This window comes from Pantanalinema rosaneae CENA516 (assembly GCF_050753385.1).
GTDB classification, from domain to species: domain Bacteria; phylum Cyanobacteriota; class Cyanobacteriia; order Leptolyngbyales; family Leptolyngbyaceae; genus Pantanalinema; species Pantanalinema rosaneae.
This window is the reverse complement of sequence record NZ_JBLZFZ010000004.1, coordinates 149,297-172,824: the sequence shown is the minus strand read 5'-3', so window position 1 is coordinate 172,824 and position 23,528 is coordinate 149,297. Positions and strand designations below refer to the sequence as shown.

The window sequence follows — 23,528 nt, the reverse complement described above, 5'->3', positions numbered from 1 at the left end:
AAGCAAGCTACGGCAGAGATTTTTGGGGCAATGGCAAGGGCTTTTTACCGAATGCCACGCCCCTACGCAAAATTACACCTGAATAAATCTGCAATCCTAACTAGCGATGGCTACACACTGACTGTCCAGGGTGGGGCGTTGCTGGATCACTGTTCACTTTAATTACACGATCGCTCCAGATCACAGAACTTCGGCACAATTGAAAAGCACATAATCAAAGACAGCTTTCCGTTACGGTTTATGAGTCAGCGATGTGGTCTATGGGGCGTTTGCCTGTCTTGCCTCAGTTTAGGAACAGTGGTAGCTCCGGTGGAGAGAATGCCAGTTGCCAGTGATCTAATTTCTCCGGCGCTAACTCCAGCGATCGCGCAGGCGGCTGACTGGAAAGCCTTTCGAGGTAGAGGCGTAGAATTATGGTTGCCGAACTACTACCGGGGCGGCAGTCCCAGTGCAGTAGATGCCAAAGGCTTGATTGCGGCGATTAAAGGGCTGGGGACAGAGTTTGCTCAAATTGCCCAAATGGTGGAGAACAATCCCTCAACATTTGTCCTGTTTGCGGTTGATCCACAACTGAATGCGACCGGTGGTGTCACCAACGTTTTAGTGGCAGCGGAGCAGGTTGCCCCCACGCTCACCTTAGAGGGCTATTTAACCGCTTTGGCAACGATTCTGCCTGCCCAAATTCGCATTGTCGATCGTCAACAGGTGACAATTCAAGGACAACCTGCCGGACGGCTAGTGACGGAAGCTAGCTCTCAAGGAGTCCAGGTGAAGCAACTGATCTATGTGATCAAGCAAGCTCACACCGTTTGGACAGTCGGCTATTCTACGGCAGCCGAGGATTATTTGCAGCACCTTCCTGTATTTGAGCGGAGTATGCAGACGTTTAAAGGTGAGGCAGAGGTCGTGATTAGTCAGCAGTGAGGTGATGCACCACAACTCGATTGCGTCCCGATGCCTTCGCTTGATAGAGTGCCGAGTCGGCTTGATCTAACAGAACTTCTAGACTGGGTACCTCGTGATCATAGGCAGAGATGCCAATGCTAATGGTGATACTAAATGACGATTGGCTTGGAGAGGAGTCATCGGTGGAAATCACGGTACTCTCTACCGCCTGACGTAATCGCTCAGCCAGCGCGATCGCGCCTTCCAGGGGGGTATCAGGTAGGATAATCAGGAACTCCTCTCCTCCAATGCGACCCAGCAGATCAATACTCCGCACTAATTGTTGGCATAGCCCTGCCAGCAGACACAGCGTGACATCACCCATACTATGACCGTAGGTGTCGTTGATGCGTTTGAAGTGGTCAATATCGAATATCAAAACAGATAAGGGACGATCGTAATGGTGAGCGCGTGAAAAGGCTTTTCTGCCTGCTTCCAGCATGTGGCGACGATTGCTAATCCCGGTTAAGGGATCCGTAATGGCTTGGTGGCGATACTGTTCTTCGCGCTGACATGCCAACTCATATAACCGAGCATTCTCCAGGACCAGTGGATCAAACCCAACTTCACTAGATTCTGCTTTGTCCACTAGCTCGTACTGGGATTGGGTGATGTGATGTTCCAGATCAAAGGACTTACGATGCAGGAGAAAGGTTTTGTTGTGTTTATCGGCTAGATAGTACAAACAGAGATTGAGCGGACAGGACAAAAAGGGATTTTCAGCCACGTCAAATAGTGTCTTATACGCCTCCATCCCATAGAGATCTTGCCAAATGTAATTCTTACCCTGGTCGGCGGATTCAATGATGAGTGTTTCAGCAAAGCCGTTGTCTACAAATAGAGTCATCAGACGAGTTAAATCATCCAGATTACCCTGTTCTTCAAAGTCAAAATTATGGGCTTGTAAATACTCAATAATTTCTTTGCCCACATCTTTGAGGATTGCGCTTTGGGCAAACACGTTATATTTAGCCAGAACTTTACCAAAGGCAACTAAGACAGCCTCGTAAAGCGTTTTATGAAAATCGTTCATTATTTTTTTTTGATACCTGCCACGATAGTGATAGCAACCTTGAAGCCGCGATCGCGAATTTGATTGGTAGGCGTGGGGGTGGGGAGAGGACTGCCACGCAGGGGATGCGGCGGCTGTGAGCCAATTCAAGAGTGATATTCTCTGTATAATGCGAATCTTGCTTGCCGACCACAGGGAACTCAAGGAAAATTCGGCTACGCGATCGCTCTGTCACCAGGTCTACTGGAGAATTGGCGTGGAACGGTGGGGAATCAGCGATCGGCTGGTTGATTGAGGTTCGCCCTCAACTGAGAATCCGGATGGCTGAAGGCAGCCTGAGTGGTGCTGAGGTGAATTAGGCTAAGATCATGAAGAAACGGTAAATTCTGAGACAAATTTCCGTGAATGTGCCTGTTGCGTCTGGAAGTCGTGTTTACATGGGTAGGCATAGAGGCGAGTTGACAGACAGGAGATTTGAGGGAACCTGGCATACTTAAGCAAATTTTTCTCCTGTTCAGCCAATCTAACTTGATACCATTTAGCTGTCTGGATCTGGCGGTGGATCGAGTCTAGCGAAGTTTTTGGGTGCATCTCACTTCCACCGACCAAATGCTCTACTTGCACATCACGTATAATTCACTGCTTCCATTTGTGAAACAGTGTAGAGAGTTTGATGGTATACGAGATGAAACCTCCGTTTTATTAATCGCTTTTTAATCTGAAACCATCAGAATTACCATATCTTCTGAGCGGTTGCTGGCTGCCTCAGTTACCAACTGCAAAGTTAAATGCTGACTTTGTACCAGCAACTATGGTGCAATTCACATTCTTTATTGTTAAATATCCAACTGATTGAATTTTGCCCAGCTATTCCAGAGGAACACCGTTGTGGAACTGCTTTCTCCATCTGCTAATAGTCTGTCTCCCTTAAACCCTACCCCTACCCCCCTATTACCTCCCGATCCGTTAACCGCTGGTGCGGCACCACTGCCACCATTAACGGCATCCAGTGCTTCGTGGCTATTTATCGACTCCACCCTGGATAACTATCAGGACTTAGTGGCAGGGGTGAGTGCTGGCACTCAAGTGGTTGTGTTGGATCCAGTTCAGGATGCGATCGCCCAAATTACCCAAACCCTGACAGGGCAAAGGGGGATTGACAGTTTGCACATTGTCTCACGGGGATTTAGTGCAGGCTTACAAATTGGTAATACGCGGCTAGATAATACAACTCTGACGCAATACACCAGCCAAATTGCCTCCTGGAGAACCGCGTTGTCTGCCACTGCCGATATTGTGATTTACGGCTCAGAGGTGGCGAATGATCCGTTATTATCCCAACGTCCTACCCCCTTCTCTCCGACTCCGTTTCTGGTGCGATTGGCTCGGTTGACCGGGGCGGATATTGCAGCATCGACTGATGTCACAGGCAGTTTAGATCTGAATGGCAACTGGGATTTGGAATATACATTCGGACAGGTAGAATCAACGATCGCTTTTGACCCTGTAACTCTGGCAACCTACGATTCAACCCTGTCACTGACGATTACGCCCACGGGTGAGACACTCAGTTATGCCAATAATGCTCCGGGGGTTGCCATTCAGGTTGCCAGTAATCCGGCGACTTCCCCCAGTTCCCCTACAGCACTACCGTTAAATCTGAGTATAGAAGCGTTGTAATCCCGCGATCGGGTCTGGTTTCCTCTAGGATTGTAGAGTAGCGACCTGCAACGGAACCGTAGATTTGTGACTCAGACTAATCCTGCTAGTACCGATCATTCCCCCCTTTACCGCACTCCTTTGTATGATTTGTCTCTGGAACTGAACGCCCGGATGACAGAGTTTTCGGGGTGGGAAATGCCTGTGCAATTTAGCGGCATTACTCGCGAACACCAGGCGGTGCGAACCAGTGCAGGCATGTTTGATATTTCCCACATGGGCAAGTTTACGTTGACCGGGAACAAGGTACTGGAACAGATCCAACGCTTAGTACCGTCTGATCTGAGCCGATTACAGCCCGGACAGGCACAATACACGGTACTGCTGAATCCCCAGGGTGGCATTATTGATGATTTGATCTTTTATTACCAGGGATTAGATTCGGTCGGTCAAGAACGCTGGGTAGTGATCGTCAATGCGGGGACGACGCAAAAAGATAAAACCTGGCTGCTCGAACAATTGGATCTGACTGCGATCGAGTTTCAAGACCTATCCCAGGATAAAGCGCTGATTGCGGTTCAAGGTCCCCAGGCGGTTGCCCATCTGCAAGAGTTTGTCAGCGAAGATTTGTCTGGGATTAAAGCCTTTGGGCATCTGGAAGCGACGGTGTTAGGGCATCCCGGTTTTCTGGCGCGAACTGGATACACGGGAGAAGACGGGTTTGAAGTCATGGTCGATCCAGCCGTCGCGGTAGCTCTGTGGCGATCGCTGTTGCTGGCTGGTGTGACTCCCTGTGGCTTGGGTGCGAGAGATACGTTGCGGTTAGAAGCGGCGATGTGTCTGTACGGTCAAGATATTGATGACACGACGACACCGTTAGAAGCCGGACTCGGTTGGTTGGTTCACCTCGACAGCAAAGGGGCGTTTATCGGTCGCTCGGTGTTAGAAACTCAAAAGCAAGCGGGAGTCCAACGGCGATTAGTCGCGATCCAAATGCAAGGGCGGAATATTGCCCGTCATGGCTATTCGGTGCTACATGAGGGTTCTGTGGTGGGTGAAGTCACCAGTGGCACCCAATCCCCTACATTGGGTTACGCGATCGCTCTAGCGTATGTCCCAACTGCCCTATCTAAACCGGAACAAATTCTAGATGTGGAAATCCGGGGGAAACAGTATCCCGCGATCGTGGTGAAGAAACCGTTCTATCGCCGATCGGCTTAGTCACTCACCCTTCGTTTCCCTCCCAACCAATGCTTGAGGCTGCTAGCAATTCGCTTGAGTGCCATAACAGTTGTTCCTGTACGTCATCCAACTCAATATGCTCGTCCAGCATTGCTGTGATCATAGAGTCCGTTTGTAATGGATCGACTGATAATTAGAAGTTGCTCTATGACAACTCAATTGCGATCGCTCAACAGGTTATGTTAGCTACGATCGATTAAGAAGTGATTAGATCATGAACTAATCGCAGACACAAAGATCTGTCAACGATTTTGGTTGAAGCTGCGATCGTTAATGATGAAGTGAGTAGATTACATTGGAGGCAGGATGAGAGCGATCGAAACCACTGGAACAGTGAATGAACAAGGGCAGCTATGTCTGGATCATCCCCTAAATGTCGCTGAAACCCAACGAGTACGTGTGATTGTACTCCTAACAGAAAGTGAAGGCTTAGAAGATGAAGCTGATGAGCCAAAGGAAAGCGTTCTAGAGGGATTTCGCCAAGCCTGGAAAGAAGCGCAAGCAGGGCAGACGATTCCGCTTGAGCAGTCATGGGATGGCATTGATGTCTAACAATTTACCGCCCATTAAAGTACAAGCTGTACCTGAGTTTCAACGAAGATTAGTTAAGCTCGCAAAACGGTATCACCATATTCGTGATGATATTCAGCCAATTTTTGAATAACTGCAAGCGGGAGAACTAATTGGCGACTAGATTCCGGGCACAGGATATATCGTTTTCAAAGTTCGAGTCCGAAATAGTGATATACAGAAGGGTAAAAGTGCAGGCTATAGGGTGATATACCAAGTTGAAACATCGGCAGTTATCTTGCTATTGCTGATTTATTCCAAGTCAGATCAGTCAGATGTAACAGTGGAAGAAATTAGAGATGCGATCGCTACCAACGCGTTGAGCATAGATCCCACTGATGATGGATCTACCGAGACTTAGAATGTACTCTATGGCAAGTCAATGGCGATCGCTCCATAAATAACCTGTTCCTTCAAATCTAAGAGGGCATAACAGTAAATAAAATCACACTTCTTAGATCCATCAAGATTAAGAGTTGAACCCCCTTAATTTTTGCCAGAATAGATCATAGTTATCTGAATAATTCCTATCTCTAATGACCTCTGTTCTTCCCAATGTTCTGACGCTAGAAGAAATAGCCGATTATCTCCGGTTGCCATCTGAAGTTGTGGCAGAGCAAGCCTCGGAAGGTAAGATTCCAGGTCAGTATATTAATCATACCTGGCGGTTTCTCAAGCTCGCGATCGATGATTAGCATTGTCAGATGGCAGGCTTAATTGTTGAAGTTGAATCATCCAAGCCGGATTGCCGTAAATTCCATTGAGTAGGGCTGGAACACTGAGATCCGCGTCTAGCGATTCCCAATGTAGCCCTATACCAGAGGGCGTAACTTCGACAGTCGCTAAATCGTTAGGAGTTGCACCTGCTAACCCTTGCCCTAATTCGGCTGGAAAGCTAAAAATTGCTCCATGTTGCAGATGAATTACGATTCTGCCGGACTCCGGATCGTAATAGGCAGATTCAGCCCTTGGTTCACAAAGGCTAGAAATAATTGCCTTCTCTCTAGCCTGAACAATCTGCGATCGTAAATTAGTTGCGTCCGAGCTAATGTTATCCATGAATTTCTCTCCAGGCTGCCAGCAATTTCATTTGATGAATTTGAACGAGCTGAAGCGCTTTAGCAATATTCTTATTACTTATATCTCCGTAGACCTGATCAATAAGAGGGGCTTCTGTATCGCTCCCTAACTGAATAATAACTTCACCATCAGCCTTAAAAACATGAACATGGCGAGGTAAATGATCGTTTGGATAAATCACGATGCGAAAGCCATCTTCACGATGTACTGTTGGCATCTTAAACTCCCTTCTATCATGAAGATCGTCATCATGAGGACTTTCCACTTTAGGAGTTAGCCTAGTCTAATCAATGACGATTGTGACCATTGAATCAGAAATTGGGTGAGAGCTATTGGATTTATTTGATCGCCATCGACAGGAGATTACCGAGGCAGAAGCGCCGTTAGCGGCTCGGATGCGACCGCGTACCCTGGATGAGTTTGCCGGACAGGAGGCGATTATTGGGCCGGGGCGGTTATTGCGGCGGGCGATTCAAGCCGATCAATTGTCGTCGTTGATCTTTTATGGACCACCGGGAACAGGGAAGACGACGCTAGCCCGAATTATTGCTAACACCACAAAGGCGCATTTCATCGCGATTAATGCGGTGTTAGCGGGGGTGAAGGAAATTCGGGAGGCGATCGCGGCGGCGCAGGACAAACGGGGGATGTATAACCAACGCACGATTCTGTTTGTGGATGAAGTGCATCGGTTTAATAAAGCGCAACAGGATGCTTTGTTACCCTGGGTGGAAAATGGCACCGTGATTCTGATTGGGGCGACCACCGAGAATCCCTATTTTGAAGTGAATAAAGCGCTGGTCAGCCGATCGCGAATTTTCCAACTCAAGCCCCTGGATGAATCGGGATTACGCCAAATTGTGCAGCAGGCATTGGCGGATCGCGATCGCGGCTACGGCAAGCTGAACGTGCAACTGGATCGGGAGGCACTAGATCATCTGGTGAATGTGGCGAATGGCGATGCCAGAGCGGTGTTAAATGCGTTGGAGTTAGCGGTTGAAACTACGCCACCCGATGCGGAAGGAGTGATTCAGATTACCTTAGCCGTGGCAGAAGAATCGATTCAACGGCGAGCGGTGCTGTATGACAAGGAAGGGGATGCCCACTTTGATACGATTAGCGCCTTTATTAAAAGTGTGCGCGGTTCCGATCCGGATGCAGCGTTGTATTGGTTAGCCCGGATGGTATACGCCGGAGAAGACCCGCGATTTATTTTTCGGCGATTGCTGATCCTAGCAGGAGAAGATGTTGGGTTAGCTGATCCGAATGCGATCGTGGTAGTGAATGCCTGTGCGGAAGCGTTCGATCGCGTCGGCATGCCGGAAGGACGTTATCCCTTAGCGCAGGCGACGTTATATCTGGCAACCACCGCTAAATCGAATAGTGTGATGGGCTTCTTTGATGCACTGGCTACCGTCGAACAGGAGCGAGAGGCGGAAGTCCCCAATCCGTTACGAGATGGTAATCGGGACAAACAGGGATTTGGTCATGGAGCGGGGTATTTGTATCCCCATGCCTATCGCGATCATTGGGTGGAACAGCAATATCTCCCCAGTTCCTTGCAGGGACAGGTGTTTTACCAACCCTCGAATCAGGGCTACGAAGCCAAGATTCAAACGCAAGTAGCTCGGCAACGGGAAGCCCAGTTAGCCGCTCTAGTTGAGAATCCAGCCGTGGCAGAAGTGCTGACCTTTAGCCCCACCAACTCTACTCAAGAACGCTGGTTGCAACGCACCTTAAGTCAGGTCGGCGACCAATTAGCCCAGGTACGCGATCGCGTTTTCGCCCTGGCCCAACCCCAACGCCATTATGTGATCTTAGATTTGAATGCGGGGAGTGGTCTACTCACTTGGGAAGCAGTGCGCCAGGTGCCGGAAGGTGGCGTGTATGCCTGTGTGCAAACGGAGCAGGACGCGATCGCGTTACAGGAACAGGCGTTAGCCTTACCAGAGTTACAACGTCCGATCGTGTTGCAAGCCGAGCTAATCGAGTTACCACAGGTGTTAGCTCAACAGGTTCCTGGGATTCAGTACGATCGCATCATCGGCAGAAATGCGTTGCTTCAAGCCATGCAACGATCGCAGGCGACAGCAGGTAGCGATCAAGCGACATTACTTCATGCACTGACTCAATTACTATCGCCGCCGGGACAATTGATTCTGGCAGAAACCCTACCGCGATATACCCAACGGCTGTATCAATTGCTGGAGCGCGATCGCGTAGGTACACGCCTCTACAATCGCTGGGTGAAGGCGGAAGAAGCGATTTATCAGAATCCTAGTGATCCGTTAGTTAATTGGGATGTTGAGGATCTGACCGCTTGGTTGCACACGGCAGGGTTAACGGCTGGGATTCAGGTGGACATGATGACCACGGAGATCCGCATTACTCCCGCTTTATTCAAACGGTGGTTTAGTCCAGGGAGCGATCGTCCTAGTTACCAAGATCATCTCAGTCAAACACTATCTGAAGCTGAAATCACCAAGATTCGCGAGGCGTTGATCACCACGTTGAATCAGCAGCAGGTGCAATGGTCAAGCGCGATCGCGTTGATTCAAGCTCAACCTTCAGCCCTAAGTTTATTAGATGCCAAATAAGGTTTGTAACCGCTTACGAATTCGCAGTAACGGATTGCCTTCAGTCAATTCATCCGACAAGATGCCCATTTCCCGCAGGGTTTGCTGCCGTTCCAACAGTTTTTGTGCCATTTGATCGGCAAGTCCCTGATGGTTCTGGAGGAGACGTTGCAGGTCATTGCGCTCAATTACAAACAAAATTGAATCTTCTAAAGTGCGTACTGTTGCCGATCGGGGAATCCCCATTAACAGCGACATTTCGCCAAAAAATTCGCCTTCGTTTAAGGTGGCAATGTACTGTTCAACGCGACGGGAAAAAATTTCTACCGATCCTTTCAGAATAATGTAGAACGAATCCCCCGGTGCGCCCTCCTCACAGACCACTTGTTCCGCCGGAAATAGTTGTCGATAGCCATATTCGATTAACTGGAGAATTTCTACATCTGAACATTGCTCAAAGTAACTAATCCGTCGCAGCAAGTCCCGCAATGCCATGTTGCCGGGGGATGGGGGTGCAGCTTTCCTACTATCGATTGGGGCAGATTCGATCGTGTGAGCCGTTTTCCCGTTTTCGGAGTCTGGTTGACTCAGGCTGAGTAACGCTGGAGACAAATCAGAGAGATTGCGAATATACAGATCCCGTTGCGGAAAGGGCACCTCAATCCCCCGGCTACGAAATTCCTGCTCAATCAAAAAATTCAACGCGCTCTTAATTGGATCACTCTCCGGGGGTTGATTGATCCAGACCAGCAACTCAAATTCCAACGCACTATCCCCAAAATTCTGGAACCATACGCGCGGAGGGGGATCTGACAATACTCTTAAGTCTTTACGAGCGGCTTCCAGCAGGGCTTCTGATACCAAAACCGTATCACTGCCATACGCCACACTGACGGGGACGTGCAATCGACAGCGGGGATCACGATAGCTCCAGTTAACTACGTTGTTCTCCACAAACCGGATATTCGGCACAATCACAAACACGCCATCCTGAGTTCTGACTGTGGTCGATCGAATCGAAATATTCTCAACCGTACCCCGCAAATCATCGACTTTGACAAAATCTCCAACCCGGATTGGTTGCTCGACTAACAATGTCAGACCACTAATGAAATTACTCGCCAGGTTTTGTAGCCCAAAGCCAATCCCAATCCCAACCACACCCGCAAATAAGGTCAATGAGGTCAGGTTAACTCCAGCCGTTTGTAGCACGACAATAAAGCCGAAGGCGGTCAACAAATAGCGGATAAACGAAGCGGTGACTTCACGACTGCCGCGATCGAAGCCCATTTTGACCAGTAATCGGTGCTTAATCCAATTACTCAGTCCTCGGGCGACCCAAAAGACGGCAATACTGATCACCAGTAGGGTCAGGATTAAGTTGAGGGAATATCTTGTCCCACCCACCTCAAACATGGGTGTGGCAAAGACTTCTATAACTCCAGTAAAAATTTCCTTGAGTTGCTCAGTAATCCAGTTCATTTAGGGCAGTGACGGGAGGAAACGTATCCAATTATTGTGGCTGGAGAATCTAGGACACGTCTATAGCCTCCGTCAGCGTCGTCGCCACCATACGGCTAATGCTGCCCCAAATCCCAGTAAGGGCAAAATCCCGATCGCTGTCCATTTGGCTAATCCTTCCTGCGAGGGCGTAATTAATAGGCGACGGTTTTTGGCTTCCTTTGGACGAATTGACATGGCTAGCTGATCCTGCTGACTCAACCACCGCACCGAGTTGAGAAACACATCGCCATTGACCACCTGTTCAAATACACCATCCGTCGCAAAGCTGGAGTTGCCGATGACGACGAGGCGGGTTTGGGGAACTGAGGAGGTGGAGGAAGATGAGGGAGTTGGGGAGGGAGAGGGAGTTGGGGAAGGTGAGGGAGATGGGGAAGGTGAGGGAGATGGGGAAGGTGAGGGAGATGGGGAAGGTGAGGGAGTTGGTTCTGATTGGGAACCTGGGGAATTACTGGTGGAATTACTTTCGGTTTTAGGAGGGGCGGTTTTGGCGGGATCAACGGGACGACTGAGGGCAACTCCCAGGACGATCGAGCCTGGTAGATCGGTGTCTTGATTGAATTGGGGGGGAGCGGTTTTTAGATCGCTTTCTGCCCAACTATTTTCGTCGGTATACAACAGGGGAGTGGATGTAATGCCATCAACGGCGGTGATAATTAGCGGACGTGCCAGGGGATAGAAGGATCCGTTGGTACTGCCAAAATCGCGGGTAATGGGATGATCACCGTATTGCGTGACTAATGGATCGGCGGGACCCAGGTTAATTAATCTGCCGCGACCGGAGGCATCTAAGACGATGCGGTTGTCTAAACTCACGCCCCAGGGTTTTAGCAACGTATCCAGGTTGGGATTGGTGTTGGGATCGAGCATTAACAGAAGGTTGCCCCCACGATCGAGATAACTCTGTAATGCCTTGACTTCGGGGTCTAACAAGGGCTTTTGAGGACCCGCGACCACGACCACATCGGCATCCTGCGGAAATTCTGCGGTTGTGCCTAAGTTCAACGGTTGGACGGTGTAATTCTTATCAGTCAAACTTTGGACGGCTTGGGTCATTGCTCCCCGACCTGACTCGATCGGGCGTTCCCCATGTCCTTGCAGAAAATAGACTTGAATCGGGCGATCGTTGCTAATCCGTTCGATCGCGTTGGTCAGCTTTGCTTCCGATAGCCGTTCCACGACCTGATTTTCTTGGGGCACTTCTACCGTTTGCACAAACTGCCGCCGGTTGCCAGATTCAATAAACACATCACCCACGTTTTTCATCTCAAAGGATTGCACTAAGGTGGGTTGGGCGATCGGGTTAACGAACTCGAAGTTAAACTGCTGCCCCTGATGACGGTAGCTTTCCAGTAATTCCCGGTCTTGGGGATGCTGCTGGGTACTGAAGACCACTACTTTCACGGGTTGCTTCAGGTTACGGACTAATTGCTGGGTTTCGGGTGCCAGGGTAAAGATACGGCTATCCGTCAAATCAACTCGTCCGCCATACCGAACGGCGAGAAAGTTAATTAACCCTAAAATCACTAACACCGATACAGTGGCAATCAGCGCATTCGTACTGGCTTCGGTGGAACGGCGTTTCCAGAAACCGGGCTGCGACAGGTCAACTCCCGTTAACCCGAGGGACAATAACCACAGTCCGATCACTAGAATTCCCAGAAAAATCATGCCCATGGGGATCGGACTCCAGACTCCGGCAACAATCCCGGCGGTAATCCCCGCCACAATCAGCATGGGTCCTAACCAAACGACATAGTTTAGATATTTGAGATAAGGAGCGATCGCTTTCATGGGGCAACCCAAATGAACATGAATAATTTTGAGCTAATTTGAATCTAGTTCCCCCCAGAATTGGGGGGCTAGGGGGGCAGTTACGGTAACAGGTTGGACTGTTGAAACACCCTCTAACTTCGTTGGAAGCGCAGGGCTTCGATCGATTGGGCGGTCAGAAACACTCCCAGCACAATGTAACTGGCAAACAGCACCAGACTGCCGGTGTCCAATACCCCTTGAACTAAATTGGTGTAGTGCTTCAACAAGGAAAGATGTCCCAACGCATCCCCCACTACTCCACCCACACTCTTAGCCACCAAATCAATTCCCCAGAGCAGCAAGACCAGCGCAAAGGTAAACACGGCTGCCAGGATGGTGCTATCGGTCAACGACGACACAAACATGCCGAGTGAGAGAATGGCGGCGGCCAGGAGTAATAGTCCGAGATGGGCAACTAATACTGTCGTAAAGTTGAACGGTGGATTGGAAGCATTGAAGACGATCGCTTCATAAATCAGTAACGGCAACAGCATGGTGAGAAAGAAGGTGACAACGCCTAATAGTTTGCCGATCGCCACCATCCAATTGGTAATCGGGGACGTAGCCAGTAACTCCAAAGTGCCGCGTTTCCGTTCTTCGGCATACAGTCCCATAGAAAGGACAGGCAGGATGAAGAGTACCAGCGATCCCAATGTGCCCAGAAAGAATTGCAGGAAGGTGTAGGGCACATCGATCGGAAAGGGGGTAAAGCCAAATTGCTGTGCCCGTAGATCACTACTGGAGGCTTGCCCAATTAGCCCCTGATCGCCGAATAAAATACCCGCAAAGAAGATGCCAGCAATTAGCCAAAACACACCTGCCACGGTATAGGCTAGCGGGGAGGCAAAATAACTCTGGAGTTCTTTGCGATAGATCGCCAGAATATTACTAAACATCATCTGCATTTAAACGGCGGCTCCTGAACTGGGTGGATCGGGGTCAACATCGGCTTCCGTATTCGGTGGATCGGGATCAACATCGGCTTCTGTCGCTAAAGCGGCGGCTTGATCTGCATCATCGCGGCTTGCCGGATGGTTGGCGGCTGGCGACTCAGATTCCGGTGCATCCTCTGCTGCCAGGTCAGCCCTAGATGAACTTGTCACCTCTAAGGGTTGTTCCGTGGTTGTCAGTTGTAAGAACACATCTTCCAAACTGGCTTGGACTCGACGCAGTTCATACAGTCCCAAGTCGGCGGTGACGATCGCGCTCGCCAGATCACGCCCACTTAAACTGGTATCTGGTTCGGTAGTGACTCGGACTTTGTAATGATGTTCGGGTAGCTCTGCGGTCATGGCGACCAGCGATCGCACTCCAGATAGAGATTGCAGCGATCGCTGAATGGTTTCCCAGTCGCCCTCTACTTCCAACTCGTAGCCCGATCCTTGCGTTAATTGATGGGTCAGCGACTCCGGCGTATTCGTCGCGACAATTCGCCCCTGGTTAATAATGGCAACGCGGCTACAGGTCATACTCACCTCCGGCAGAATGTGAGTAGACAGAATTACGGTATGGTCGCCAGCCAATTGTTTAATTAAATGCCGCACTTCGATAATCTGGCGTGGATCCAGTCCTACCGTTGGTTCATCCAGAATGATCACAGGTGGATCATGGACGATCGCCTGAGCAATGCCGACCCGTTGGCGATATCCTTTCGACAATTTGTGGATCAACGTTTGCCGTTTTTCGGTTAATCCACACCGCTCCAGGGCGGATTGAATTTGTTGGGGACGATCGCCCGCACTCACCCCTTTAATCTGTGCCACAAAGTTGAGAAATCCAGCGACGGTCATGTCTGGATACAAGGGTGGGTTTTCCGGCAGGTAACCAATCCGCTGCCGCACAGCTAGCGATTGCTCGTGTACTTCATAGCCTGCTACCTTGGCGGTTCCCGAACTGGCAGGTAAATATCCCGCCAAAATTCGCATCGTGGTCGTTTTGCCCGCGCCATTCGGCCCCAGAAACCCCAGAATTTCTCCGGGTTCTACCTGAAAGGTGACATCCTCGATCGCGGCAGTTGACCCATACCGTTTACTCAGATGCTCAACATCAATCATGCTCACCTCAAGATCTGTTGGGAATCGATCGTCTATCACGACTGACCATTGCCCATGTTAGATCCTGAAGGGAACAATTGGGTTGTTCTGAAATTCTCCGGATACTATCCCCTTGTTTGGGAAGAAGGGATGTAGATGGTCTTGAAATTTGGAATCAGCTTATGCATCGCCGTTCTATTCTGTCCGACCCGATCGCTCGCTACCCCATGATCCAATGGGTGTTCCCCCGGTTCAAACAGGTACAGACCGCTTTTTGCCAACCGGAGTCACCGGAGACAGAGACAGAATCTACGCAACTCACGGCGATCGAAGTGCTAATGCGACCGGCTTGAGTCTTCCGCATCATCAAAGCGAATGATATCATCCTCGCCCAAATATTCGCCATTCTGGACTTCAATCATGACTAGAGGAATCACGCCCGGATTTTCTACCCGATGGGGTGTACAGGTAGGTACATAGGTAGACTGTTTCTGTACCAGAATTTCCTCTTTGCCATCACATATTACTTTTGCTGTACCCGACACGACAATCCAATGTTCGCTTCGGTGATAATGCATTTGGGTGCTGATATGATTACCAGGTGCTAACTCAATCCGATTAATCCGGTAATGGCTACCTTCCTCTAGTTGCGTTACTGTGCCCCAGGGACGCACTCGCATTACGTCAGCCTCGTTTCCAGACGGTGAATGCACCAGCTCTTGGTTTTCTACCTGCTTGCTCATCGTCTTAATTCCAAAACCCACCCCTATATTTTCTGCCAAAATGCTGGAAAAAGCCCGATTCTTCCGCCAGTTTGCAGCATTACTCAATGCCGGATACTCGGTACCCCAGAGCTTGAGTATGGCAGGCAAGCGCTGTAGCGATAAGTTTCAACGCTACTTAAAGCAGGCAGGTGCCGAGATTGATGCTGGTAAAGATTTAACGACGGCGTTACGCACAAACCCACCCCAGTTTGATCCCTGGACACTCAGCCTCCTGCGATCGGCGGAAGCCAGTGGAGCGTTGATTGAGGTATGTGAACGGTTAGCGGTGGCGGTAGAAACGCAACATCAGCGCCAAAAGCTCTATCGATCGGTGGCTTTATCCACAGGAGCCATTCTTTTATGTACATTGGCACTCCTGTTATTTATTGTCTCGGGTGGTACTGGATTTCTAGTCAGCCCGATTTTTTGGTTGATTGGGTTAATTCTAACGATCGCGCCGATCGCGGCAACGATGTTGGGCAGTACCAGTAACGTCAGTCAAACCTGGCATTCTGTTGCTATCGGAATTCCGCCCTTAAAGGATTTGGAAGCGGCACGATCGATGGTGATTTTCTCGGAATTGGAATTACCCCTCCGGTGTGGGCTATCGATTTTGCAGGGGGTGGATTTACTCCGTCCCCGCATTCCCGACCCGGAACTGGCGAAAGCGTTATCAATGGCATCTCGGCAAATTCGAGCGGGCAATCCCTTAAGTGATAGCTTGCAGGACAAAATTCCTGCCCATGCCCTGCAAATGCTACGAACCGGAGAGGTGGCTGGCAAATTGGACGAAATGCTGCGTAAGATTGGCGAATACTACCAGGATGATCTGGAAAGTCGCTTGAAAGGACTTCAGGGAATGCTGCGCCCGATCGGGATCGTGGCGATGGGCGTATTAGTATTCTTTGCGGGAGGACAACTAATTAGTTCTCTAATCAGCACGTTCTCTAATTAAAATTTATTCCCTGATCGCATACACTGTTTCGATCGGTAAGCCTAATGCGGCAGCAATTTGTTCCGATGTGAGTCCCATTGCTAATAACCGGGGAATTGCTTCCCGTTGGGCTTGTTCTGCCTGATTAGCCCGTTGGCGTTCCTGAGCCAGTTGGGTTTCTGCTGCTTGAAGAGTCTGGATCAATTCATCGGGAGCCAGCAGCTTTTCCCCTGTATCTTCGCGATAAAACCCAATCAAGTTGCCTTCTACAGCAAGCCGTAATTGTAGCGGTTCACAACGACAGTCGGCGATCGATTCATATAAGCCATTCCGCAGACGATAGCCCTGCAACTGCTCAGGGATCCACTCCCCTTTAGGGTCAAATAGCCAATATTCCTGCACCTCTAGCTGTTCGTACAAAATCTTTTTATGCCCCTGATCTTGAGCTCTTGTGCCTTCCGAGGTAATTTCAAAAATCACCCTGGGCACTTGTCCTTCTTCCCAAATCTTGTAGTTATCCCTGGCTCCAGGCGCAACATTAAAAATCACCATCACATCCGGAGCCACCCGTAATTTGGGGTAGCCTTGGGCATAGTAAAGAAACTGATCGGCTAGCACGATCGCGGATTGTCCGGTTAAATATTGGCGTAATGCCACCACAGTCTGGATAATGGCATCCACATATACAGAGGTTTCTGCCAACGGTTCACCATCCTCGCTGGGATAAAAAACGTCAGGTTGAACAGAAATTGGTGTAACCATTGCTGCCAGAACTCAGGAAAAGCAGGCGATCCATTTCAGTGTAACTGACCCGAAAAAATTGCTGGAGGTACTGGAAGGAAAGAGTGATACTTTAGTACCATAATAGAGTCAGCTTGAAAAGTTTTTCCATCCTCTCAAGGGCTTCTCACTACATATAGCGTTGAGTTTAAAAGTAAACCGCTAAATCTATGTAGTCAATTGAGTCACGATCGCATACTCTATAACTCAGTCTTTGCCGAGTCTGAGCCATTATGTCCTTTGTTGGTCTTCATATCCATAGTGATTACAGCCTCCTCGACGGTGCCAGCCAGCTACCGGAGATGATCGATCGCGCGATTGAGCTGAATATGCCAGCGATCGCATTGACGGATCATGGGGTGATGTATGGGGCGATCGAACTGCTGAAGGTCTGTAAAAGCAAAGGCGGGGCGATCAAGCCGATCATCGGTAACGAGATGTATGTGATTAACGGCGATATTACCAAGCAGGAACGTCGTCCGCGCTACCATCAGGTCGTCCTGGCAAAGGATACGCAGGGCTATAAGAATCTGGTTAAACTCACAACCCTGTCAAACCTTAAGGGCTATCAAGGCAAAGGAATTTTTGCCCGTCCTTGTATCAACAAAGATTTATTAGAGCAATACCACGAAGGGCTGATTGTCACCTCAGCATGTCTGGGGGGGGAAGTGCCGCAAGCGATTCTGCAAGGCAAACCCGAAATTGCCCGACGGGTAGCGACCTGGTACAAGGATTTATTTGGGGACGATTATTACCTGGAACTTCAGGATCACGGATCACAGGAAGACCGGATCGTGAATGTGGAATTGGTCAAGATTGCTCAGGAACTCGATATTGAAGTCATCTGTACCAACGATTCCCACTACATTTCCTGTTTTGATGTCGAGGCGCACGATGCCTTGTTGTGTATCCAGACCGGAAAATTGATTAGTGAAGAAAAACGCTTGCGCTATAGCGGTACGGAATATCTCAAGTCCGCCGATGAGATGCGTTGCTTATTCCGTGATCACCTGACCGAAGATGTGGTTGAGCAGGCGATCGCCAATACGCTGAAAGTCGCCGACAAAATTTCCAGCTACGACATTCTGGGTGAACCTCGGATTCCCGATTATCCGGTTCCCGCAGGCTACACCGCAGATGCCTATATGGAAAAGGTGGCGCGGGAAGGGTTGGCACAACGGCGGGACTGCAAATCGATCGAGGAAGTAGAACCGGAATATCAAGAGCGGCTGGAATATGAACTGAAGATGATGCAACAGATGGGATTCTCGACCTACTTTTTGGTGGTCTGGGATTACATCAAGTTTGCGCGGGATCAGGGGATTCCGGTGGGCCCCGGACGGGGTTCGGCTGCCGGATCGCTGGTTGCCTACGCGATGGGCATTACTAACATTGATCCGGTGCATCATGGCTTGCTATTTGAGCGTTTCCTCAATCCCGAACGGAAATCGATGCCGGATATTGATACCGACTTCTGCATCGATCGCCGGGATGAGGTGATCCAATATGTGACTGAGAAGTACGGGACTGAGCGGGTGGCGCAGATCATCACCTATAACCGCATGACCTCGAAAGCGGTGTTAAAGGATGTGGCGCGGGTGCTGAATATTCCCTACGGGGAATCCGATCGCATGACCAAGATGATTCCGGTAGTGCGCGGGAAGCCGACCAAACTGAAGGTGATGATTTCGGATGACACTCCAACACCCGAATTTAAGGACAAGTACCACAAAAATCTCGCTGTTCCCGGCACTGATCCACCTGTCACCTATCGCCGCTGGATTGATATGGCGATGCGGATCGAAGGTACGAACAAAAGTGTGGGGATTCATGCCGCCGGAGTGGTGATTTCGGCGCAGCCGTTGGATGAAATTGTGCCCCTAGAACGGAACCAGGATGGGGCAGTGTTCACCCAATATTACATGGAAGATATTGAGGCACTGGGATTGTTGAAAATGGACTTCCTGGGGCTGAAAAACCTCACCATGATCCAAAAAACGGTGGAGTTAGTGGAACAAGGTCGGGGAATTAAAATTGACCTCGATCGCCTGCCTCTCGACGACCCCGAATCCTACAAACTTTTGGCACGCGGTGACCTGGAAGGCGTATTCCAATTGGAATCCTCGGGGATGCGGCAAATTGTCCGCGATCTGCGTCCTTCTGGTTTGGAAGATATTTCTTCAGTTCTTGCCCTCTACCGTCCGGGCCCATTAGATGCAGGGCTAATTCCTAAGTTCATTAACCGTAAACATGGGCGGGAAAAAATTGATTATGCCCACGAAATCTTAGAGCCGATTCTGAAGGAAACCTACGGCATCATGGTCTACCAGGAACAGATCATGAAAATTGCTCAGGATATGGCAGGGTATTCCCTTGGTCAAGCGGATCTACTACGCCGAGCGATGGGGAAAAAGAAGAAATCGGAGATGGAAAAACACCAGGAACTCTTTGTTAAAGGGTCAGAAAAAAATGGTGTGAAATCCAAAATTGCGGCAGAACTGTTTGAACAAATGGTGTTATTTGCTGAGTATTGTCTCACCTATGACACTCCAATTCTGACTGTAGAATATGGCACAGTTCCGATCGGGGAAATTGTCGATAAACGCCTCAATTGCACAGTCTATAGCATGACTCCCCGTGGCTATATTTACACCCAACCGATTCGCCAATGGCACGATCGCGGTCAGCAAGAAGTATTTGAATACACGTTAGAAGATGGCTCAATCATTCGTGCTACCAAAGATCACAAATTCATGACTACTAACGGTCAAATGCTCGCGATCGACACCATTTTTGAACAAGGCTTAGATCTCAAACAAATCGAAGTTCTCGCCCCCGTTTATGGCTAACCTGACCAATCAGCCCGATCAACTGATTTGAGCGATCGCATGAAGGTATATTTAGATACCAGTGTCTATAACCGTCCGTTTGATGATCAAACCCAGCCTAAAATTTTTCTCGAATCTCAAGCTGTAATTATTATCTTCCAGATGATTTAGACAAACGAGATTGATTTAATCAGTTCTTCAGTTCTGGAATATGAAAATAGCCGCAATCCATATCCCCTCAAGCAAGCGGCGATGAATCGGTATCTCCAGTTAGCAGGCGCAAGGCAGGAGGTAAATGAAGCAACTTGCCAAAGAGCCATGCACCTGGAACATAATGGATTAAAGGCGATGGATGCATTACATGTTGCCTGTGCTGAAGCTATTGGTAGCAACTATTTCATTACCTGTGACAAGCGTTTGATCAATCGGTGTATAGGATTAGGCATAAAAGCAACAAATCCAGTCGATTTTATCTTGGAGATAGCTGGCGATGATTCAGGTCAAGAGTGAGCAACAAGTCTTGCAGGAAGGGCTACAAATTCTTCTATCCAATACGGAACCGTCGAAAGTTGCTCGATTTTGGGCAGCATGTCATCTTGGCAAAGGAGATTATCTCAAACTGAAGGATGAGCTTTTTGGTCAAGAGTCAGTCACAAGTTTGTATACCAAGATTGTAGAGTTTCAGGAATTGCACCGTAAACCATAAACAGGTAAGCAGATAACTTTATCTTTAGCTTAGTAGAACTATCTCGTAGTGCTGGTGGGAAACTGCGATCGCTTTAGTTCTTACTCAAGATCGAATATAAGTTCCGTACTATTAGCCAATAGTAACCTAGTTGACGCAACCGCTTCAATTTGCTAACAAAAGAAAATACAAAAATAGTATGGAATATTAAGATTGAAAAGTTTTTGGGAAACTTGAGTAAAGATAGCAGTTTTAAGTATGTAAAGGATCGTACCCATGTCGAAAGGGGATCATATCTACATTAACTGTACTGGTTATACTCATCATGGTATTGATTGTGGAGATGGTACGGTTATTCACTATACTGGGGAAAAACTTAAGGGTATTATTACGCGCACTACCCTTAGTGAATTTGCCTGTGGCAGTGAAATATATGTAAAGAATTATGAGCATTGCGATCTATCAGAAATTGTAGTTTTACGTGCAGAAAAACGGTTAGGAGAAAATGAATATAATCTGTTTTTTAATAACTGTGAGCATTTTGCGACATGGTGCAAAATAGGTAAAAGTGAAAGTGAACAAGTAAATCGTGCATCTCGCGTAGGTACTTCTGCTGTCGGGGTGGGAGTTTCAGCGGCAGGTTATAAAACCATGAAAACAGTCATCTCAACCTATGCTGTTTCTGATGAAATTGCTTCAGGGTTGGCTAACGGTACTCTAACGAGAACTGGCGGAATAATTTTTGATAAACAGAAAAATTTAATCGTTGCTTGGTTGCGCGAAACTAAAGCTAGTTCTACTCCTATCTCAAAATTACTGAAAATTAGTTCAATGGCTTGTGTCTTGAACCTTGGCATTACCATGATGGGCTTTGCTGTAATTAATGAACGCTTAAATCAGTTAGAGAAGGGTATTCAGCAAGTTCAAGATACTCTGAATAAAATCAATGAAAAAATTGATCTAGGTTATTACGCTAATTTTAGAGCAGCATTAGAGTTGGCTGTTACAGCAATAAAGACTCAAACTCCTGAGACTCGAAGGGGAATGGCGATTAATGCTATTACTAAGTTAAAAGAAGCTAATGTTATCTATAGCAAGTACACCGATGAAAAGATCGATCAAGGCAGCCAGGTAGCAGATGAATATTTACTAGCATTAGTTCTAAGCTACGTCACTGAAGCTCGCTGCTACTTAGAGTTAGAAGAAATTTCGTTAGCCTTGGATATTCTTCAAGATGGTCTAGAAAAGCTACGTCCCAAACTTGAGAAGTATATCAAGATATTACTAACTTCAAATCCTGCTGTTTATCTAGAACCACAGTTTAAGGATCAGATTAGCTTACATCGTTTTACCCAAGTTTACCAATGGTTTGATTCCTCTTTAAATGAGGTAGATGTTTTTGAATTTCATCGCGAGAATCTTTTCAATCTAAGAAGAGACTTAGGTAATGAATCCGGTTATAAATGGGTTCAGTCACTTCCTCAAGCAATTGTAGCTAGAACTGAAGTGAAGGGTAGCGTTTGGGGTAACAAAGAAGAGATGAAACAAGAAGCCTTGAAACGGCTTCCTCAAACTTTAGAAATGATTGAGTCTTTGATTGAGACGTACTACCGACTAGAGGCTTACCAAGCAGAGATTAAAGCTTTGTCTCAACTAGGAATCGGTTTTCATGAATGGAAAAACTTAGCCCCTCAAGAACCTCAGCTAGCGGAGTCAGAGTTAATGTATATTCTACCTTCTGGACCTGTGGCACTCTAGATGGTTAAAGTTGAGGAAGTTCTGTAACGGCTATAAACTGGCAAGCACTAATAGAAAGAGGCTAGTTAAGCAGAGGTCGCTGCAATTCTTACTCAAGCTCCAAAGATTAGGTTACATCGATAGGTAACGTGGGTTAACTAGATCAGGGAAGCGTCATTGTATCTAATGATTTGCTCAACTTTTTCTAGAGAATAGATCTATGAATCCTTTAAGTGTGACCTTTGATCTTCCGGTTGAAATTGCTCAGGGATTAGCAATTGGTGACTATGAGCGGGTTGGTGGAATTATTCGGGAAGTGGGGAGTAAACAAATAGTCGCTTGGTTAAGAGAACTAGGTTCAACTCTGCCCCAGGTGGCTCTACCGGGAATGCTACAGACAGCAACAGCAGCCAGCCTGTTAAATTTGGGGATTTCTGCGATCGGATTACCGATAATCATGCAACGTTTGGAAGTTATTGAAAATAACTTACGGCAGATTCAAACGGAGATTAAAGAGCTAAATCATAAAGTTGATCTGGGCTTTTACGCTAATTTTGAAGCAGCGCTACAAGCCGCTACTGATGCTTTTACATTTGAGAATTTAGCTTATCGAGAAAGTCGAGCTTTAGAGGCAATTAGTCGCTTTGCTGAAGCCCAATCAATTTATAAGAATCTAGCAGACAAAGAACTGGAGCAGAAGAATGCGATCGCGATCGAATATCTTCTGACCTTATCTCTGGCTTATTTAGCTCAAGTTCATTGCTATTTAGAATTAGGAGAATCAAAGCAAGCTTTAACTCGGTTGCAAGAAGGCATAGAAAAGCTGCGTCCTCGCTTCCAAAAATATGTTGAAGTCCTACTGACTGATAATCCAGCGATTTACTTACAACCTCAGTTGAAAGGAAAAATCAGTCTAAGCAGGTTGACCAGAATTTACCAGTGGATCAATCCCAATTTAGATGAAAATGCTGTATTTGAATTGCAACGAGAAAATTTGTTTGAATTGGCTAAATATTCGATGCAATCGGTTAAAGATTTACCTAGCCCAGTTGCCTTAGGAATTTTAACGCTCAAATTTGCCTTTTCACCTAATTCACCGTCTACTAAAAATATTACCTCTCAAAAAGATGAACTGGTAAAGGCAATGATAACGATGGAATCAGTGATTGAAACTAGCCAGCGGTTACAAGCCTATGAAACCGAGATCAAAGCCATCCATCAATTAGGAATGAGTTTTCAAGATTGGGTGCAGCTAGCTCCAACAGAAGCCCAGGTAGCGAGAACAGATTTGATGTACATCCTACTATGTGAGCCAATAGAACTCTAAGAGTGCTTTAAAGGTTTAAC

General features: G+C 47.9%; 23 protein-coding genes. 14 read left to right on the top strand and 9 right to left on the bottom strand.

The features are described 5' to 3' along the window. Positions 1-240 precede the first annotated feature (240 nt). Positions 241-924, top strand: a complete 684-nt coding sequence (locus tag ACN4EK_RS03785) for a hypothetical protein (RefSeq protein WP_431656143.1) — start codon at positions 241-243, stop codon at positions 922-924. On the opposite strand, the gene ACN4EK_RS03780 is transcribed toward ACN4EK_RS03785, so the two are convergent. Continuing rightward, positions 911-1,978 (bottom strand): GGDEF domain-containing protein, encoded by a 1,068-nt coding sequence (locus tag ACN4EK_RS03780; RefSeq protein ID WP_431656142.1) that lies wholly within the window; start codon positions 1,976-1,978, stop codon positions 911-913. The genes ACN4EK_RS03785 and ACN4EK_RS03780 overlap by 14 nt on opposite strands. A gap of 115 nt (positions 1,979-2,093) precedes the next feature. On the opposite strand from ACN4EK_RS03780, the gene ACN4EK_RS03775 reads away from it, so the two are divergent. The 5 genes from ACN4EK_RS03775 (at position 2,094) to ACN4EK_RS03755 (ending at position 6,123) form a co-directional block, all read left to right on the top strand. Beyond that, positions 2,094-2,252 (top strand): hypothetical protein, encoded by a 159-nt coding sequence (locus ACN4EK_RS03775; protein ID WP_431656141.1) that lies wholly within the window; start codon positions 2,094-2,096, stop codon positions 2,250-2,252. A gap of 593 nt (positions 2,253-2,845) precedes the next feature. Continuing rightward, positions 2,846-3,637, top strand: coding sequence for a DUF4347 domain-containing protein (locus ACN4EK_RS03770; RefSeq protein ID WP_431656140.1), 792 nt, complete (start codon positions 2,846-2,848; stop codon positions 3,635-3,637). Positions 3,638-3,703: 66 nt separating this feature from the next. Next, a complete protein-coding gene (gene gcvT / locus ACN4EK_RS03765; protein ID WP_431656139.1) occupies positions 3,704-4,837 on the top strand; it encodes a glycine cleavage system aminomethyltransferase GcvT in 1,134 nt (377 codons plus the stop codon). Between the two features lie 327 nt (positions 4,838-5,164). Beyond that, positions 5,165-5,410: a type II toxin-antitoxin system RelN family antitoxin gene (locus ACN4EK_RS03760; RefSeq protein WP_431656138.1), complete on the top strand. Its 246-nt coding sequence runs from the start codon at positions 5,165-5,167 to the stop codon at positions 5,408-5,410. Positions 5,411-5,964: 554 nt separating this feature from the next. Further along, entirely contained in the window at positions 5,965-6,123 is a 159-nt protein-coding gene (locus ACN4EK_RS03755; protein WP_431656137.1) for a helix-turn-helix domain-containing protein, read from the top strand. On the opposite strand, the gene ACN4EK_RS03750 is transcribed toward ACN4EK_RS03755, so the two are convergent. Together ACN4EK_RS03750 and ACN4EK_RS03745 are read right to left on the bottom strand one after the other, a co-directional pair. Next, a complete protein-coding gene (locus ACN4EK_RS03750; protein ID WP_431656136.1) occupies positions 6,101-6,487 on the bottom strand; it encodes a DUF2442 domain-containing protein in 387 nt (128 codons plus the stop codon). The two genes, ACN4EK_RS03755 and ACN4EK_RS03750, sit on opposite strands and share 23 nt — an antisense overlap. Beyond that, positions 6,480-6,725, bottom strand: coding sequence for a DUF4160 domain-containing protein (locus ACN4EK_RS03745; RefSeq protein WP_431656135.1), 246 nt, complete (start codon positions 6,723-6,725; stop codon positions 6,480-6,482). The genes ACN4EK_RS03750 and ACN4EK_RS03745 overlap by 8 nt, the downstream gene beginning before the upstream one ends. A gap of 115 nt (positions 6,726-6,840) precedes the next feature. Here ACN4EK_RS03745 and ACN4EK_RS03740 point away from each other — a divergent pair, with 115 nt between their 5' ends. Beyond that, positions 6,841-9,105, top strand: a complete 2,265-nt coding sequence (locus ACN4EK_RS03740) for an AAA family ATPase (RefSeq protein ID WP_431656134.1) — start codon at positions 6,841-6,843, stop codon at positions 9,103-9,105. Here ACN4EK_RS03740 and ACN4EK_RS03735 read toward each other — a convergent pair. From ACN4EK_RS03735 to ACN4EK_RS03720, 4 genes are all read right to left on the bottom strand, one after another. Continuing rightward, positions 9,091-10,566 (bottom strand): cyclic nucleotide-binding domain-containing protein, encoded by a 1,476-nt coding sequence (locus tag ACN4EK_RS03735; protein WP_431656133.1) that lies wholly within the window; start codon positions 10,564-10,566, stop codon positions 9,091-9,093. The genes ACN4EK_RS03740 and ACN4EK_RS03735 overlap by 15 nt on opposite strands. 72 nt (positions 10,567-10,638) lie before the next feature. Continuing rightward, complete coding sequence (locus tag ACN4EK_RS03730) at positions 10,639-12,399, bottom strand: Gldg family protein (protein WP_431656132.1); 1,761 nt, start codon at positions 12,397-12,399, stop codon at positions 10,639-10,641. A gap of 113 nt (positions 12,400-12,512) precedes the next feature. Next, positions 12,513-13,325, bottom strand: coding sequence for an ABC transporter permease (locus ACN4EK_RS03725; RefSeq protein ID WP_431656131.1), 813 nt, complete (start codon positions 13,323-13,325; stop codon positions 12,513-12,515). Next, the gene (locus tag ACN4EK_RS03720; protein WP_431656130.1) at positions 13,326-14,474 is read right to left on the bottom strand and encodes an ABC transporter ATP-binding protein; all 1,149 of its coding nucleotides are present in this window, start codon (positions 14,472-14,474) and stop codon (positions 13,326-13,328) included. It abuts the gene before it with no gap. A 161-nt stretch (positions 14,475-14,635) separates the two neighbouring features. Between ACN4EK_RS03720 and ACN4EK_RS03715 the strand changes: the two genes are divergently transcribed. Then, positions 14,636-14,806 (top strand): hypothetical protein, encoded by a 171-nt coding sequence (locus ACN4EK_RS03715; protein ID WP_431656129.1) that lies wholly within the window; start codon positions 14,636-14,638, stop codon positions 14,804-14,806. Here ACN4EK_RS03715 and ACN4EK_RS03710 read toward each other — a convergent pair. Beyond that, positions 14,789-15,133: a phosphomannose isomerase type II C-terminal cupin domain gene (locus ACN4EK_RS03710; protein ID WP_431656154.1), complete on the bottom strand. Its 345-nt coding sequence runs from the start codon at positions 15,131-15,133 to the stop codon at positions 14,789-14,791. The genes ACN4EK_RS03715 and ACN4EK_RS03710 overlap by 18 nt on opposite strands. Positions 15,134-15,188: 55 nt before the next feature. Between ACN4EK_RS03710 and ACN4EK_RS03705 the strand changes: the two genes are divergently transcribed. Beyond that, entirely contained in the window at positions 15,189-16,172 is a 984-nt protein-coding gene (locus ACN4EK_RS03705; protein ID WP_431656128.1) for a type II secretion system F family protein, read from the top strand. Between the two features lie 3 nt (positions 16,173-16,175). Here ACN4EK_RS03705 and ACN4EK_RS03700 read toward each other — a convergent pair whose 3' ends face one another. After that, on the bottom strand, positions 16,176-16,913 hold the full coding sequence (locus ACN4EK_RS03700; RefSeq protein ID WP_431656127.1) for a Uma2 family endonuclease: 738 nt from the start codon (positions 16,911-16,913) through the stop codon (positions 16,176-16,178). A gap of 251 nt (positions 16,914-17,164) precedes the next feature. On the opposite strand from ACN4EK_RS03700, the gene ACN4EK_RS03695 reads away from it, so the two are divergent. From ACN4EK_RS03695 to ACN4EK_RS03675, 5 genes are all read left to right on the top strand, one after another. Next, a complete protein-coding gene (locus ACN4EK_RS03695) occupies positions 17,165-19,780 on the top strand; it encodes a DNA polymerase III subunit alpha (protein WP_431656126.1) in 2,616 nt (871 codons plus the stop codon). 159 nt (positions 19,781-19,939) lie between these two features. Next, positions 19,940-20,269, top strand: coding sequence for a PIN domain-containing protein (locus tag ACN4EK_RS03690; protein WP_431656153.1), 330 nt, complete (start codon positions 19,940-19,942; stop codon positions 20,267-20,269). Next, positions 20,250-20,465, top strand: a complete 216-nt coding sequence (locus tag ACN4EK_RS03685; RefSeq protein WP_431656125.1) for a hypothetical protein — start codon at positions 20,250-20,252, stop codon at positions 20,463-20,465. The genes ACN4EK_RS03690 and ACN4EK_RS03685 overlap by 20 nt, the downstream gene beginning before the upstream one ends. A 255-nt stretch (positions 20,466-20,720) precedes the next feature. Beyond that, entirely contained in the window at positions 20,721-22,202 is a 1,482-nt protein-coding gene (locus tag ACN4EK_RS03680) for a lecithin retinol acyltransferase family protein (protein WP_431656124.1), read from the top strand. 199 nt (positions 22,203-22,401) lie between these two features. Next, the gene (locus ACN4EK_RS03675; RefSeq protein WP_431656123.1) at positions 22,402-23,508 is read left to right on the top strand and encodes a hypothetical protein; all 1,107 of its coding nucleotides are present in this window, start codon (positions 22,402-22,404) and stop codon (positions 23,506-23,508) included. Positions 23,509-23,528: the final 20 nt, after the last annotated feature.

Excerpts from the sequence above, each read along its gene's own strand:
- ACN4EK_RS03785 (WP_431656143.1), top strand. The coding sequence starts at position 241 with ATGAGTCAGCGATGTGGTCTATGGGGCGTTTGCCTGTCTTGCCTCAGT.
- ACN4EK_RS03780 (WP_431656142.1), bottom strand. The coding sequence starts at position 1,978 with ATGAACGATTTTCATAAAACGCTTTACGAGGCTGTCTTAGTTGCCTTT.
- ACN4EK_RS03760 (WP_431656138.1), top strand. The coding sequence starts at position 5,165 with ATGAGAGCGATCGAAACCACTGGAACAGTGAATGAACAAGGGCAGCTA.
- ACN4EK_RS03755 (WP_431656137.1), top strand. The coding sequence starts at position 5,965 with ATGACCTCTGTTCTTCCCAATGTTCTGACGCTAGAAGAAATAGCCGAT.
- ACN4EK_RS03750 (WP_431656136.1), bottom strand. The coding sequence starts at position 6,487 with ATGGATAACATTAGCTCGGACGCAACTAATTTACGATCGCAGATTGTT.
- ACN4EK_RS03745 (WP_431656135.1), bottom strand. The coding sequence starts at position 6,725 with ATGCCAACAGTACATCGTGAAGATGGCTTTCGCATCGTGATTTATCCA.
- ACN4EK_RS03735 (WP_431656133.1), bottom strand. The coding sequence starts at position 10,566 with ATGAACTGGATTACTGAGCAACTCAAGGAAATTTTTACTGGAGTTATA.
- ACN4EK_RS03730 (WP_431656132.1), bottom strand. The coding sequence starts at position 12,399 with ATGAAAGCGATCGCTCCTTATCTCAAATATCTAAACTATGTCGTTTGG.
- ACN4EK_RS03725 (WP_431656131.1), bottom strand. The coding sequence starts at position 13,325 with ATGCAGATGATGTTTAGTAATATTCTGGCGATCTATCGCAAAGAACTC.
- ACN4EK_RS03720 (WP_431656130.1), bottom strand. The coding sequence starts at position 14,474 with ATGATTGATGTTGAGCATCTGAGTAAACGGTATGGGTCAACTGCCGCG.
- ACN4EK_RS03715 (WP_431656129.1), top strand. The coding sequence starts at position 14,636 with ATGCATCGCCGTTCTATTCTGTCCGACCCGATCGCTCGCTACCCCATG.
- ACN4EK_RS03710 (WP_431656154.1), bottom strand. The coding sequence starts at position 15,133 with ATGCGAGTGCGTCCCTGGGGCACAGTAACGCAACTAGAGGAAGGTAGC.
- ACN4EK_RS03700 (WP_431656127.1), bottom strand. The coding sequence starts at position 16,913 with ATGGTTACACCAATTTCTGTTCAACCTGACGTTTTTTATCCCAGCGAG.
- ACN4EK_RS03695 (WP_431656126.1), top strand. The coding sequence starts at position 17,165 with ATGTCCTTTGTTGGTCTTCATATCCATAGTGATTACAGCCTCCTCGAC.
- ACN4EK_RS03685 (WP_431656125.1), top strand. The coding sequence starts at position 20,250 with ATGATTCAGGTCAAGAGTGAGCAACAAGTCTTGCAGGAAGGGCTACAA.
- ACN4EK_RS03680 (WP_431656124.1), top strand. The coding sequence starts at position 20,721 with ATGTCGAAAGGGGATCATATCTACATTAACTGTACTGGTTATACTCAT.
- ACN4EK_RS03675 (WP_431656123.1), top strand. The coding sequence starts at position 22,402 with ATGAATCCTTTAAGTGTGACCTTTGATCTTCCGGTTGAAATTGCTCAG.